Source organism: Sphingomonas liriopis, from assembly GCF_024211255.1.
GTDB lineage: Bacteria > Pseudomonadota > Alphaproteobacteria > Sphingomonadales > Sphingomonadaceae > Sphingomonas > Sphingomonas liriopis.
Genome location: NZ_JAMLDY010000028.1, coordinates 16,389 through 30,520, shown reverse-complemented (window position 1 = coordinate 30,520; position 14,132 = coordinate 16,389). Strand labels below are relative to the sequence as shown.

Here is a 14,132-nt window from a genome sequence, read left to right as displayed (position 1 = left end):
GTAGCCGATCGTCGCGCCGGCATTGCGCTTCAGCTCGCGCGAGACGGTCGACGGCTGGCGATCCAGAGTTGCAGCGATTTGCCGGATCGATTGCCCGGCTTCATGAAGCCGGGCAATCGAACAGCGTTCTTCAAGCGATAGCTGGCGATAGGTCGACATAGCAGCACCTGTCTCAGGTGTTGCACTTCGTTTGTGAACTCAGGGGGGTCCACTGTGCGGCGGGGCGAAGGGCAAGAGGCTCCAGCCTTTCCCTTGCGGTACGGTGGACCCCGGAACACGTCCGGGGTGACGAAAGGTGTGCGGCAACGTTTGCCGGTCGACGGCAAAGGGCGGCAACGGTTTGCCGACCGGCTTGCCGCTTGCCCGCCATCGCCCGGCAAAGCGCGAAAAAACATCCTCCCCGCCCCGGAATCCGAAAACTGGCACGGTGGTTGCTTACGTCACTGGTAGCGCAATGGTGCGCCGGAGATCAGGCCCGATGGCCGCAGACAGTCTGTTCGGAGTTCACGGGGCCGCCCTGGAAGTGCGTTCGCAGCGCATGGGGGTGCTCGCATCGAACATCGCCAACGCCTCGACGCCGGGCTTCAAGGCGCGGGACATCGACTTCAAGTCGGCGCTCGCGTCGATGGAGAATGATGGCGGCAACCGGGGGCTCGACGCCGCGACCAAATATCGCGTGCCGTTGCAGACCTCGATGGACGGCAACACCGTCGAGCTGAACCAGGAACAGACCGCCTTCGCCGAGAATGCCGTCCAGTATCAGACGACGCTGTCGTTCCTGAACGGGCGCATCGGCCAGATCACCCGCGCGCTGAAGGGGGAATAAGCCGATGGCCGATCCGATGAGCGTCTTCCAGGTCGCCGGCCGCGCGATGAGCGCGCAGCTGGTGCGGATGAACACGACCGCGTCCAACCTCGCCAACGCCGGCGGCACGACCGGGTCGGCGGAGACCGCGTACAAGACGATGAAGCCGGTGTTCCGCACCAGCTTCGACGCCGCGAGCGGTCTTTCCACCGTCGATGTCGAGAGCATCGTCACCGCGGGCGAGGCGCCGACCAAGGTCTACGACCCGAACAACCCCTTGGCCGACAAGGATGGCAATATCTACCAGGCCGCCGTCGACGAAAGCCGCGAGCTCGTCGACATGATGGAGACGGCCCGTTCCTATTCCAACAACGTCGAGGTGATGAATACTGCCAAGCAGCTCACCATCGACACCCTCAAGCTGGGCCGCTGACCATGGCAACCACTTCCTCCGCCTTCGACACGACGCTCTCGCAGCTCGGGATCACCCGCGCGGCGAGCACCGCGAACACGACGACCGCCAGCGGTGCGTCGGCCGTGTCGGGCAAGACCAAGACGACGCTCGACCAGTCCGATTTCCTGACGCTGCTGACCACGCAGCTCAAGAACCAGGACCCGTTCAGCCCGATGGACAACACCCAGATGGTCGCCCAGATGGCGCAATTCTCGTCCGTCGCCGGCATCAGCGAGATGAACAAGACGCTGACCGGCGTGGCGACCAAATTGGGCTCGACCACCGCGTCCGACGCGATGAGCTATGTCGGCAAGACGGTGCTGACCGAAGGGTCGACCGCCTATCCCAAATCGACCGGCGGCCTCGACGGCGCGATCGAGCTGGACGATGCGGCGACGCAGGTCAGCGTGACGATCACCGATGCCAACGGCGGCATGCTGCGCCAGCTCGATCTCGGCGCGCAGAAGAAGGGCACGACCAGCTTCGCCTGGGACGGCAAGGATTCGTCCGGCAATACGGTCAGCGGCGGCCCCTTCACGATCACCGCGCTCGCCACCGGCGGCGACAAGACCGTCACCAGCCGCACGCTCGTCTGGGCGCCGGTCGAATCGGTGTCGCTGCCGTCGAGCGGCGCCCCCAAGCTCAAGGTCGTGGGGGTCGGCGACGTCGATCCGTCCGACGTCCGTTCCGCCACCTGATCCGCATCCCAACCGCTTTCACCGTTTCCAAGGAGTAACCCGATGTCCTTCTACACCTCGCTCTCCGGTCTCCAGGCTTCGCAGACCGACATGCAGACGATCTCGCACAACCTCGCCAACGTCTCGACGACGGGCTTCAAGAAGAGCCGCGTCGAATTCTCGGACGTCATCGCATCGAGCGTGTCGACCGATCCGCGCAAGATGGTGGGGTCGGGCGTGGTCGTGAAATCGACGCAGCAGCAGTTCAAGGAGGGCAACCTTCAGGGCACGACCAACGCGCTCGACCTCGCGGTGATGGGCGAAGGCTTCTTCACGGTGAAGACGACGGGTGCGAGCGACGCGATCGCCTATACCCGCAACGGCGCCTTCTCGGTCGATTCGAGCCGCAACGTCGTCGACGGCCAGGGCAGCTTCCTGATGGTCTATCCGGTCGACGGCGACGGCAACGTCACGGCGACGGGTGCGGACGGCCTGACCAACCTGCAGCTGCAGCAGACCAGCGGCACGCCGGAAGCGACGAAGGATGTCGCCACCTCGATCAACGTGTCGGGTACCTCGACGGTCAAGACGACCAAGTTCGATCGCACCGACACGACGACTTATAACAATTCGGTCGCGACGCGCATCTACGATGCCAACGGCAATCCGATGACAATGACCAGCTATTACGTCCGCACAAAGATGCCGGACGCGACATTCGGCACCGAAAGCACGTGGGAAGTCCACACCTACATCGGTGACAAGGCGCTGGAAGTGGGTGGCAGCAGCGATCCGGTCGAGATCACCTTCGGCAGCACCGGGGCGATCACCAAGCCGCTGACCCCGATCAAATACGACAAATTCATCCCGCTTTCGGGCGCTGCGGAACAGCAGATCTCGCTCAACCTCGCCAATTCGACGCAGCTGTCGTCGGCGTTCGCGGTCAACAGCAAGAGCCAGGACGGCGTCGCAGTCGGCCAGCTGTCGGGCGTGACCGTCAATTCCGAAGGCCTGATCCAGGCGAGCTTCTCGAACGGCGACATCGTCCCGCTCGGCAAGGTGGCGCTCGCCAAATTCTCGACGCCGACGGGCCTGCGCCAGATCGGCAACAGCTATTGGTCGGCGACCGGCCTGTCGGGCTCGGCGACGATGGGGTCGGCAAGTGCGGACGGCTTCGGTTCGCTGATGTCGGGCCAGATCGAGGGATCGAACGTCGACATTACCGAGGAACTGGTCAACCTGATCGCGGCGCAGCGCAACTTCCAGGCGAACTCGAAGGCGCTCGATACCGCGAACCAGATCTCGCAGACCATCATCCAGATCCGCAACTAAGCAACGCGGCGCGGGGGCTTTAGATGGACAAGTTGGTCTACACGGCGGCGACGGGCCTGCGTGCGCACATGCAGGCGCAGGCGGCGATCGCCAACAACATGGCGAACGCGTCCACCACGGGTTTCCGCGCCGATCGCGTGATCTTCGACCGGATCGAGCTGAAGGGCGGCGGCGCGCAGCTGGAGGCACGCATGCCGACCAGCGAAGAGGTGACCGATGCCGATCGCGCGCCGGGCGCCATCCAGTCGACGGGACGCGCACTCGATGTGGCGATCACCGGCAACACCGACTGGCTGGCGGTGCAGGCGGGCGACGGCAGCGAGGCGTACACCCGCCGTGGCGACCTGGAGATCGCGCCATCGGGCGTGCTGCAGACCGGCGACGGCTTTATCGTCCAGGGGCAGTCGGGGCCGATCACCATCCCGCCGCACGACAGCCTGACGATCGCCGGCGACGGCACGATCAGCATCGTGCCGCAGGGCGGCGACGCCAGGAACCCGCAAGTGCTCGACCGGCTGAAGCTGGTCGATACCAAGGGCACGAAGACGCTGAAGGGCCTCGACAACCTGTTGCGCGTCAGCGGCGGCGGCACCTTGCCCGCCAACCTCGACGCCAAGGTGCAGGGCGGGGCGCTGGAAGGCTCCAACGTCAACATGACGCAGGCGCTGGTCGACATGATCGAGAACCAGCGCAGCTACGAAGTTCAGGCCAATCTGATGAAGTCGGCCAAGGATATGGACGAGAGCAGCACCTCCGTGATGCGTCTCCCGAGCTAAGGAACAGGAACGATGTCCTCCTCCGCCATGCACATCGCGCGCACCGGGCTCGACGCCCAGGATACGCGCATGCGGGTCATCTCGAACAACCTCGCCAACGTCAACACGACGGGGTTCAAGAAGGACCGCGCCGCATTCGAGACGCTCGCCTATCAGACGATCACCGCGCCCGGCGCGGCGTCGACCGCGGAGACGAAATACGCGACCGGCCTCAACCTCGGCACCGGCGTGCGCGTGCAGGGGACGGCGCGGATCGATACGCAGGGGTCGCTGTCGACCACCGGCAACAGCTTCGACCTCGCACTGGACGGCGACGGCTATTTCCAGGTCCAGCTGCCCGGCGGCGAATTGGGCTATACCCGCGCGGGCAATTTCAACCGCAGTCCCGAAGGGCTGCTGGTGACGTCCGAGGGCTATCAGGTCCAGCCGGGCATCACCGTGCCGGCCAATGCCACCTCGGTGTCGATCGGCACCGACGGCACCGTCACCGCGCAGGTGCCGGGGCAGACCGAAGGCACCAACATCGGCCAGATCCAGGTCGCGAGCTTCCCCAACGCCACCGGCCTGCAGTCGACCGGCGACAATTACCTGAAGGAAACCGCGTCGAGCGGCGCCGCCAATCTCGGCATCGCCGGGCAGGACGGCCGCGGCAACATCCGCCAGGGCAGCCTCGAGGCGTCGAACGTCAACGTCGTCGAGGAACTGGTCGACATGATCGAGACGCAGCGCGCCTACGAGGTCAATTCCAAGATGATCTCCTCCTCCGACGAGATGCTCAAATACGTGAACCAGAACCTGTAAGATGGCCTCCGCACCCAATCCTTTCCGCCCCGGCGCGTTCGTCGCCGGTCACTGGGCCGAGATCGCGCTCGCCGCGGCGTCGGGCCTGCTCGTCCTCGCCGCGCTCACGCCCGCGCCGGCCGACGCCAGCATCTTCGGCAAGAAGAAGCCGGCGGAGGACTTCACCGTCGTCCGTGCGCCGGTCGCGCCCGCGCCGGCGCCGGCGAACGGCTCGATCTTCCAGGCGAACGACGGCTATGCCGCGCTGTACGAGGGCTGGCGCGCGCGCCGGGTCGGCGATCCGCTGACCATCGTGCTGGTCGAGCGCACCGCCGCGTCCAAATCGTCGAGCTCGAAGCTCGATTCGAAGGGGCAGGGCAGCCTTACCCCGCCGACCACCGGGCCGCTGGCGCTGTTCAACACCACCGACGCGACGATCAGCGGCGCGCGGGGCTTCAACGGCACCGGGCAGGCGGACCAGGCTAACTCGCTGTCGGGCGAGGTGTCGGTCACCGTCGCTGAGGTCTATCCCAACGGCACGATGCTGGTGCAGGGCCAGAAGCGCGTGACGCTCAACCGCGGCGACGAATTCGTACGGATCAAGGGGCTGGTCCGCACCGCCGATATCAGCGCCGACAACCGCGTGCTGTCGACCCGCGTCGCCGATGCGCAGATCGCCTATACCGGCAAGGGCGACGTCGCCCGTGCCGGGCGGCAGGGGTGGCTAAGCCGCTTCTTCTCCGTGATCTCGCCGTTCTGATGCGTAAATCGTCCTCACCCTTCCCACCCGGCTGCGCCGGGCGGGCCCCTTCCCTCTCCCAATTGGGAGAGCGAGAGACGCCGCAGGCGGCGATGGGTGAGGGCCGCGTTAGGACTCCGCTAACCATCCCTGGTGCAAGCATCCAAGCCATGATCCGTCTCCTCCTCGCCACGCTGATCGCGATCCTGACCCTCGCCGCGCCCGCGCACGCTGACCGGATCAAGGACCTCGGCGGGTTCCAGGGTATCCGTTCGAACCAGCTGACCGGCTATGGCGTCGTCGTCGGCCTGCCCGGCACCGGCGACGACAACCTCGAATATACCGTGCAGTCATTGAAAGCCGTCGCGTCGCGCTTCGGCCTGCAGCTGCCGCCGGGCGCCAATCCAGGGATGAAGAACGCCGCGGTGGTGATGATCACCGCCGAACTGCCGCCGTTCGCCAAGCCCGGCCAGCGCCTCGACATCACCGTCGCGTCGATGGGCAAGGCGAAGTCGTTGCGCGGCGGCAGCCTCGTGCTGACCCCGCTGCTCGGTGCCGACAACCAGATCTATGCGATGGCGCAGGGCAATCTCGCCGTTGGCGGGCTCGGCGCCGAGGGCGCGGACGGGTCGAAGATCGTCGTCAACGTGCCCTCGACCGGGCGCATTCCGGAAGGCGCCACCGTCGAACGCGCGGTCGCCACCGGGTTCGATTCGGCGCCGATGCTGACCTTCAATCTCGCGCGCTCCGATTTCACCACCGCGCAGAACGTCGCGCAGGCGATCAACGCGAAGCTCGGTTTCGGCACCGCGCAGGCGATCGACGGCGTGTCGGTCGCGGTGCGCGCGCCGCCCGGCGCGGACGTGCGCGCGACGCTGATGAGCACGATCGAGAACCTCGACGTCACCTCTGCCGAGCCCTCCGCAAAAGTAATCGTAAATGCGCGCACCGGAACGGTCGTTATCAATTCTGCGGTCAGGGTGGGTCCTGCCGCGGTGACGCACGGCAAGCTGACCGTGCGCATCGACGAGAACCAGCGGATCAGCCAGCCGGCGCCGTTCAGCCAGGGTCAGACCGCGTTGGAGAAGAAGTCCAGCGTGTCGGTCGAGGAGGAGAAGAAACCGATGTTCCTGCTCAATCCCGGCCCGAAACTGGCCGACGTCGTCAAGGCGGTGAACGCCATCGGTGCGAGCCCGGCAGACCTCGTCGCGATCCTGGAGGCGCTCAAGGAAGCGGGCAGCCTGAAGGCGGAGCTGATCGTCCTGTGACCGGTCTTCCGATCTCGAACGTCGGCGGCATCTCGCGCGACACGTCGCGGCTGAAGAGCGCCGACAACCTCAAGAAGGCGGGCCAGCAGTTCGAGGCGGTGTTCACCGGCATGATGCTCAAAAGCATGCGGCAGGCCAAGCTCGCCGATCCCTTGTTCGATTCGAAGGCGCTCGACACCTTCACCGAGATGCAGGATGCGCGCGTCTCGCAGTCGATGGCGGAGACCACGCCGCTCGGCATCGGCAAGGCGATGACGGAGTTTCTCAGCCGGTCGCAATCCGATCTTAACGACTCCACGGCAGATCCGCCCCAATGAGCGACATGCTGTCGATCGGCGCCTCGGGCGTCCGCGCGTACCAGACCGCGCTTGCGACCGTGGGCGAGAATATCGCCAACGTGAACGCGACCGGCTACACGCGGCGCGCGGTGACCCTGAACGAGGTCGCCGGCGGCAGCGGATCGACCAACGGCTATGGCGCCGGCAACGGCGTGACGCTGACCGGCGTCAACCGTTCGACCGACGTCTATTCCAGCACCGCGCTGCGCGCCTCGACCAGCGACCTGACGCGCACCACCAAGGGTGCCGAGTGGCTGGACCGTATCCAGGGCGCTCTGACCGGCAATGCGCTGACCAGCCGCGTCACCGCCTTCTTCGCCTCCGCGCAGAGCCTTGCCGCCGAACCCGATTCGACCGCGCTGCGCACGGGCATGCTCTCCGCCGCGGGCTCGACCGCGATGGCCTTCACCGCGACCGGCAAGGCGTTCGACCAGGTCGATGCCGATATCGACACCGCGGGTAACCAGGCGGCGCAGACGCTCACCAGCCTTGCCGGATCGCTGACCAAGGTCAACGAAGGCCTCAGCCGTTCGCAGCCGGGCAGCACCGCCGCCGCGCAGCTGATGGACCAGCGCGACAACATCCTGTCGCAGATGAGCGAGCTGGTCGACATCGACGCCAAGATGGACCCGATCGGCCGCGCGACGGTGAGCATCGGCGGATCGTCGGGACCGGCATTCGTGCAGGGCGCGATGACCGGCACCGTATCCTACGCCCGCGACGACAACGGCAAGGTTTCCTTTTCGGTCACGCTGCGCAGCACGACGACCCGGATCACGCCCAACGGCGGCACGCTCGCCGGCCTGACCGACGGCGCCGAGCGCGTCGGTGCGATCCGGCAGGAGCTGAACGCGGTCGCCGGCGATTTCGTCAAGGCGGTCAACGACAACCAGAAGGGCGGCAAGGACCAGACCGGCGCGCCCGGCGTCGCGCTGTTCGCGGTCGACCCCGATGGCAAGCCGACCGACATCACCGTCGACACGGCCTTCACGAGCGGCAGCCAGATCGCCGCGGGCACCGGCGGCGGATCGCGCGATGCATCGAACCTCGGCAAGCTCGAGGCGAACCGGATCAGCGTCGGGTACGAAGCGTCGCTGACGACGCTCGTCACCGGCAATGCCACCGCCTACAAGCAAAAGAACACGATCGCCGATGCACAGGCCGCGATCCGCGACGGCGCGGCGACCGCATTGTCGACGTCGACCGGGGTCAACCTCGATTCCGAGGCGGTCGACCTGATCCGATTCCAGCAGGCCTATGCCGCGTCGAGCCGCGTGATCCAGATCGCGCGCGAGACGATGCAGACCATCCTCGATATCCGGTAGGGCGCGCCATGCAGATCTCCACCAATCTGTTCTACAGCAACGCGGCCAGCCGCCTGTCGAAGATGAACGAGCGCGCGTCCGAACTGCAGACGCAGATCGCGACCGGCAAGAAGCTCCTCAAGCCCTCCGACGATCCCGCCGCCGCGCAGCAGATCGCGGAGCTGGATCGCCGCGATGCCGACGCGCAGGTCTACGGCACCAACATGACGCTGGCGGGCTCGCTGCTCGAACAGGCGGACAGCGTGCTCAAGCAGATCAACACGCAGCTGACCCGCGCCACCGAACTGGCGACGCAGGCGGCGACTGGAACGCAGACCGATGCGTCGCGCAAGATCATCGGCACCGAGCTGAAGTCGATCGTCGATTCGCTCGTCACGCTCGCCAACACCCGCAACGTGCGCGGCCAGCCGCTGTTCGGCAGCGTCGACGGCACCAAGGCGGTGACCGACAACGGCAACGGCACGTTCAGCTTCCCGGCCAACGACACGCAGGTGTCCGAAGTGCCGATCGCCGACGGGCAGAGCGTCCAGGCGACCGAGAATGCCAAGCGCATCTTCGACCTGGGCGGCGGCGACAATACGCTGGCGATGCTCAGCCGGATGGCCGCGGCGCTCAACGCGGGCGGCGACGTGTCGGCGACGATGTCGACCTCGCTTGATTCGCTGAGCAAGGCGGTCGATCAGGTCGCCAACGTCGAGGCATCGGTCGGCGCGCGCGCGGCGCGTGTCGACCTGCAGCAGCAATTGCTGACCACCGCCAACACCGATCGCGCCGAATTGCGCGGCAAGCTGGAACAGGTCGACGTCACCGACGCCGTCGTCCAGCTGCAGCAGATGATGACCGCGCTGTCGGCATCGCAGGCGAGCTTCACCAAGCTGTCGCAGCTGTCGCTGTTCGATTACCTGAAGTAACGCGCGGGGCGTTTGCCCCTCTCCCCCAGGGCGGGGACCCATACTGGCTGACCGATCGGCTTCATCGCGGAATGTGGCGACTATGGATCCCCGCCTGCGCGGGGATGACGGATGTGTGTGGGGAGGGCAGTCGCGTGCGCGCCACAAACCCGCGGCCTTGGTAACCACTTGTCTAGGAAATGCGGTTAATCCGGTGTGATCGGATGACCGGCCCCCGAGCCGGCCCAGCGAAGGGTGTCCCACAGTGTTTCCAGTCATCGGTCTCGTCGTTCTGCTCGGCATGGTGTTCGGGGGCTTCGCCATCACCGGCGGCGCGCTCGGCCCGGTGTTCGAGGCGATCCCGCACGAGATGCTCATCATCGGCGGCGCCGCGGCGGGTGCGCTCATCATCGGCAATTCGGGCACCGAATTGAAGGCGATGGGCGGCGGCCTCGCCAAGGTGTTCAAGGGGCCCAAGTACAAGAAACAGGATTATCTCGACGTCATCTTCCTCGTCAGCAAGCTGATGAAGATGCTGCGCATGGACGGGCCGATCGCGCTCGAACCGCATGTCGAGGACCCCAAGTCTTCGGCAGTATTCAGCGAATATCCGCGTCTGCTCGCCGACCATACGCTGGTCAATCTGATCGCCGATACGCTGCGCCTCGTCGTCGTCTCGTCGGGCACGCTCGACGTGCATGCGGTCGAGGAGGTGATGGATCACGCGATCAAGACGCACCACCACGAGGTCGAGGGGCCCGAGCATACGCTGACCAGCCTCGCCGATTCGCTGCCCGCATTGGGCATCGTCGCCGCGGTGCTCGGCATCGTGAAGACGATGGGGTCGATCGACAAGCCGCCGTCGGTGCTCGGCGGGATGATCGGTTCGGCGCTGGTCGGCACGTTCATGGGCGTGCTGCTGGCGTACGGCATCGTCAACCCGATCGCCGGGCGGTTGAAGCAGATCATCCATGCCGACGCCGCCATCTATCACGTCGTCAAGCAGATCATCATCGCCTCGCTCCACGGCCATCCGCAGCCGCTGGTGATCGAGGCGGCGCGCAGCGGCATCGCGCACAAGAACCAGCCCGGCTTCGCCGAGGTCTTCGACGGCCTGCGTGGCAAGTAAGGCGGGGAGCACGTAACCGATGGCGCGCGCAGCTCCGCACGGCAACAACCAGCCGCCCAAGATCGTCATCGTCAAGAAGATCACGATCGCCGGCGGTGGCCATCACGGTGGCGCGTGGAAGGTCGCCTATGCCGATTTCGTCACCGCGATGATGGCGTTCTTCCTGCTCCTGTGGCTCCTGGGTGCGACGACCGAGAAGCAGCGCAAGGGCATCGCCGACTATTTCGCGCCGACGCTGATCGACAAGAAGGTGCTGGGCCTGGGCGGCAGCGGCGTGCTGGGCGGCGAATCGATCCTGAGCAACAACAAGCTGGGGCCGAAGGCGGCCGCCGCACCGATCGCGTCGATCGGCATCCCGATGAGCCAGTCGGGCGGAGAGCGCAGCGGCACCGGCGACAAGGGGTCGCTGCGCAATCCGACCGCGATGGAAACGGACAAGAAGACGTTCGAGGCGATCAAGCGCGAACTCGAAAAGCAGATCGCCGGGTCGGCGCGGCTCGCCAAGCTCGCCAGCCATATCCGGTTCGTACCGACGCAGGACGGCCTGCGCATCGATCTGGTCGACGACGCCGATTATTCGATGTTCGCGCTCGGCACCACCGCGCTCGATTCGAAGGCGTCGGAGCTGATCGGAATGATCGCGGGGACGATCGCCGGCACGCCCAACACGATCATGATCCGCGGCCATACCGACAGCGTGCCCTATGGCGACCCGCGCGCGATGAACAACTGGATGCTGTCGTCGGGCCGCGCCGAGGCGACGCGCCGGCGGCTGGCGCTGGGGGGGATTCCCGAGAGCCGGTTCGAGCGGATCGAGGGCGTCGCCGACCGCGAACCGATCGTCACCGACGATCCCGGCGATCCGCGCAACCGGCGCGTCGCGATCACTTTGCTGTATCGCAAGGGCAGTTTCGGGCAGTGATGGCGGGGCGCCGGCCGTAGCGATATTCGGTGCGGGAGAAAGGATGGCTCACGCGGAGGCGTCGTGCTTGCAGGTCGGCGGCGCTTCCCATCATGCCATCCCTCATCCGTTCGCCATCCCCTATCCGTCACCCCAGCGAACGCTGGGGTCTCGTGGTGGATCGGCTCGCCCATCCCAAGCAGAAGACCCCAGCTTTCGCTGGGGTGACGGATGAGGCGGAGCGCGGCGACGTTCGGGTCACCCACATTTCAAGGTCATCCCCGCGGAGGCGGGGATCCATACTGGCTGACCTGTCGATTCTGTCAGTAGCCGCCGTGATTATGGATTCCCGCCTTCGCGGGAATGACGAAATGTTCGCTGCCGGAGCCATCATCCCCATGAAAAACCGCGCGAAGGGCGTGCCCTCGCGCGGTTTTTCGTGTGGGCCGGACCCGCCGTGGGGGCGGCGGGTCCGACCAACCTCGTCGGCCGGTCAGGCTTCCGGCGTTTCCGTCGCGGGCTTGCGGCCGCGCTTGGCGGCCGCGGCGGCGCCGTCGCCCTTGCGCGCGCCGGGCTTGCGGCCGAGACCGATCTTCTTCGCCATCGCGCGGCGGCTTTCCGAATAGGTTTCGGCGACCATCGGGTAATCGGGCTTCAGGCCATAACGCTCGCGATATTCCGCCGGCGTCATACCATGGGTAGCGAGGTGACGGCGCAAGGTCTTGTAGCCCTTGCCATCAATCATCGAGATGATGTGATCCTTCGATGCCAGCGACTTACGCACCGATACGGCGGGCGTATATTCGGTCGCGGGCTGCGTTTCCGCTTCCGTACCGGTGGCGCCAAGCAGTGCCGAAACGGTATCATGCATCTTGCCGAGGAAGGCCGGAACCTCATCGGCGGAAATACGGGTATTGGGGTTGCCGAGCCAAGCAATCGTCAATTCGGTTGCAAGTTCGACCGCATTCAAGTCGGTGGTTTCGTCAGTCATCGTTTGCTCCTTTGACTGAGACCAGCCGTACGGCCGCATTTATAGACGTCAACCCTGTTGCCGCCAATTCGGGAGTGCGGTTGCGCAAATGATACAAAATATTCGTGCAGCAACGCGAGGCGGATGGCCTCTGGCGAAGCATTCGCGACTGCGGTAGCGATAGTGTTGGGTCGAAACGGGGGCATGGCGGTGAAGGCAGATCTGAAGTTCACCACGAGCGTCGCGGCGGCGCTGCTGGCGAGTGGCTGCGGCGGGACGAAGGAGGCGGACGGCTGGACGGCGCAGCGTGACACCGCGATCTGTACCGATGCCGGCGGCAAGCGCGTGGCGGACGACCAGTGCCGCCAGCAGCAGGCACACGGCGGCGTCCACGCCGGCAGCAACGCCTTCCTGTGGTATTTCCTGGCGCGTAACGCGGTGATCCCGCCTTATGGCGAGGCGGTGCGGGGCGGCGCCTATGCGCGGACGCCCGGGCGCAGCTATTTCCGGGCGCCGGGGACGACGCGGGTGACGCGCGCGGGGGCGATCAGCCGCGGCGGTTTCGGCGCGTCGGCGCATCGCTTCGGCGGCGCACGATCGTGATCCGGACCAGCGTCGCGCCGCGGCCCGACTGGCAGGGAACCGTCGAGGCGGACGGGCTGATCTGGCATACCGCCGACGGCCGCCCCTATTGGGACGAGAGCGCCTGCTATCGCTTTACCGTGGCTGAGATCGCGACGATCGAGGCGGCGACGGCGGAGCTGTACCGCCTGTTCCTGATCGCGGGGCAGGCGATCGTCGACGATCCGCGGTGGCTTGCGCGGCTGGGCGTGCCCGACGCCTTCCACAATGCGATCCGCGAGAGCTGGGAAGCGGAGCCGCCGGCGCTCAATTTCGGGCGGTTCGACCTGGGCTATGACGGCGCGGGGCCGCCCAAGCTGTTCGAGTTCAACTGCGACACGCCGACGTCGCTGCTGGAAGCCGCGGTGATCCAGTGGCGCTGGAAGGAGGCGTGCTTTCCGGAGGCGGACCAGTTCACCAGCCTGCACGAGGCGCTGGTGGCGAAGTGGCGCGATCTGGCGGAGCACCTGCCCGGCCGCGTGCATTTCGCTCATGTCGCGGACGACGCCGGCGAGGATACGGTGACCGCCGCCTATCTGCGCGATACCGCGGCGGCGGCGGGGTTGACGACCGTGCCGGTGGTGATGGGCGACATCGGCTGGGATCACGAGCGCCGGGTCTTCGTCGATGGCGAGGATGCGCCGATCGCGGCGATCTTCAAGCTGTACCCGTGGGAGTGGCTGGTCGACGAGGACTTCGCCGAGCCGCTGCTCGAAAGCCTGCGCGACGGCAGCACGGCGTGGATCGAGCCGGTGTGGAAGATGATCTGGAGCAACAAGGGCGTGCTCGCGGTGCTGTGGGAGCTGTTTCCCGATCATCCCAATCTGCTGCCCGCGAGCTTCGACATCCCCGAGGGCGATGCGGTCGCCAAGCCGCTGCTGTCGCGCGAGGGCGCCAACGTGTCGATCCGCAAGGCCGGCACGATCGTCGCGGAGACGGACGGCGAGTATGGCGAGGAAGGCTATGTCTATCAGGCGATCTATCCGTTGCCCGAGACGGCGCCGGGGTGCTTTCCGGTGATCGGCAGCTGGGTGGTCGATGGCGTGCCCGCGGGGATGGGCATCCGCGAGGACGGGCCGATCACGGGGAATACCGCGCGCTTCGTGCCGCATCTGATCGAGGAATAG

The 14,132-nt window shown here is 66.3% G+C and carries 17 protein-coding genes; 15 read left to right on the top strand and 2 right to left on the bottom strand.

What is annotated here, in order from left to right:
• On the bottom strand, window positions 1-159 hold a 159-nt coding region (locus M9979_RS17470), incomplete at its 3' end, for a helix-turn-helix domain-containing protein (protein WP_422922112.1).
• 319 nt (window positions 160-478) lie between these two features.
• Between M9979_RS17470 and flgB the strand changes: the two genes are divergently transcribed.
• The 13 genes from flgB (at window position 479) to M9979_RS16535 (ending at window position 11,435) form a co-directional block, all read left to right on the top strand.
• Complete coding sequence (gene flgB / locus M9979_RS16595) at window positions 479-826, top strand: flagellar basal body rod protein FlgB (RefSeq protein ID WP_254290476.1); 348 nt, start codon at window positions 479-481, stop codon at window positions 824-826.
• A 4-nt stretch (window positions 827-830) separates the two neighbouring features.
• On the top strand, window positions 831-1,238 hold the full coding sequence (flgC, locus tag M9979_RS16590; RefSeq protein WP_254290475.1) for a flagellar basal body rod protein FlgC: 408 nt from the start codon (window positions 831-833) through the stop codon (window positions 1,236-1,238).
• A 2-nt stretch (window positions 1,239-1,240) separates the two neighbouring features.
• Window positions 1,241-1,957 (top strand): flagellar hook assembly protein FlgD, encoded by a 717-nt coding sequence (locus M9979_RS16585; protein ID WP_254290474.1) that lies wholly within the window; start codon window positions 1,241-1,243, stop codon window positions 1,955-1,957.
• A gap of 42 nt (window positions 1,958-1,999) precedes the next feature.
• The gene (locus tag M9979_RS16580; protein ID WP_254290473.1) at window positions 2,000-3,268 is read left to right on the top strand and encodes a flagellar hook protein FlgE; all 1,269 of its coding nucleotides are present in this window, start codon (window positions 2,000-2,002) and stop codon (window positions 3,266-3,268) included.
• A gap of 23 nt (window positions 3,269-3,291) precedes the next feature.
• Window positions 3,292-4,044, top strand: coding sequence for a flagellar basal body rod protein FlgF (locus tag M9979_RS16575; protein ID WP_254290472.1), 753 nt, complete (start codon window positions 3,292-3,294; stop codon window positions 4,042-4,044).
• Window positions 4,045-4,056: 12 nt separating this feature from the next.
• A complete protein-coding gene (gene flgG / locus M9979_RS16570; protein WP_254290471.1) occupies window positions 4,057-4,845 on the top strand; it encodes a flagellar basal-body rod protein FlgG in 789 nt (262 codons plus the stop codon).
• Between the two features lies 1 nt (window position 4,846).
• Window positions 4,847-5,584: a flagellar basal body L-ring protein FlgH gene (locus M9979_RS16565; RefSeq protein ID WP_254290470.1), complete on the top strand. Its 738-nt coding sequence runs from the start codon at window positions 4,847-4,849 to the stop codon at window positions 5,582-5,584.
• A 149-nt stretch (window positions 5,585-5,733) separates the two neighbouring features.
• Window positions 5,734-6,831 (top strand): flagellar basal body P-ring protein FlgI, encoded by a 1,098-nt coding sequence (locus M9979_RS16560; RefSeq protein ID WP_254290469.1) that lies wholly within the window; start codon window positions 5,734-5,736, stop codon window positions 6,829-6,831.
• Window positions 6,828-7,148 carry a rod-binding protein gene (locus M9979_RS16555; protein ID WP_254290468.1) on the top strand — a complete coding sequence of 107 codons (321 nt, stop codon included), beginning with the start codon at window positions 6,828-6,830 and terminating at the stop codon, window positions 7,146-7,148. The genes M9979_RS16560 and M9979_RS16555 overlap by 4 nt, the downstream gene beginning before the upstream one ends.
• A complete protein-coding gene (gene flgK / locus M9979_RS16550) occupies window positions 7,145-8,494 on the top strand; it encodes a flagellar hook-associated protein FlgK (RefSeq protein WP_254290467.1) in 1,350 nt (449 codons plus the stop codon). The genes M9979_RS16555 and flgK overlap by 4 nt, the downstream gene beginning before the upstream one ends.
• 8 nt (window positions 8,495-8,502) lie before the next feature.
• Window positions 8,503-9,405, top strand: a complete 903-nt coding sequence (gene flgL, locus M9979_RS16545; RefSeq protein ID WP_254290466.1) for a flagellar hook-associated protein FlgL — start codon at window positions 8,503-8,505, stop codon at window positions 9,403-9,405.
• A 244-nt stretch (window positions 9,406-9,649) separates the two neighbouring features.
• Window positions 9,650-10,513, top strand: a complete 864-nt coding sequence (motA, locus tag M9979_RS16540; protein ID WP_254290465.1) for a flagellar motor stator protein MotA — start codon at window positions 9,650-9,652, stop codon at window positions 10,511-10,513.
• 19 nt (window positions 10,514-10,532) lie between these two features.
• Entirely contained in the window at window positions 10,533-11,435 is a 903-nt protein-coding gene (locus M9979_RS16535) for a flagellar motor protein MotB (RefSeq protein ID WP_254290464.1), read from the top strand.
• Between the two features lie 472 nt (window positions 11,436-11,907).
• Here M9979_RS16535 and M9979_RS16530 read toward each other — a convergent pair whose 3' ends face one another.
• A complete protein-coding gene (locus M9979_RS16530) occupies window positions 11,908-12,405 on the bottom strand; it encodes a Ros/MucR family transcriptional regulator (RefSeq protein WP_254290463.1) in 498 nt (165 codons plus the stop codon).
• Window positions 12,406-12,588: 183 nt separating this feature from the next.
• Between M9979_RS16530 and M9979_RS16525 the strand changes: the two genes are divergently transcribed.
• Window positions 12,589-12,987, top strand: a complete 399-nt coding sequence (locus M9979_RS16525) for a hypothetical protein (RefSeq protein WP_254290462.1) — start codon at window positions 12,589-12,591, stop codon at window positions 12,985-12,987.
• A complete protein-coding gene (locus M9979_RS16520; RefSeq protein WP_254290461.1) occupies window positions 12,984-14,132 on the top strand; it encodes a glutathionylspermidine synthase family protein in 1,149 nt (382 codons plus the stop codon). The genes M9979_RS16525 and M9979_RS16520 overlap by 4 nt, the downstream gene beginning before the upstream one ends.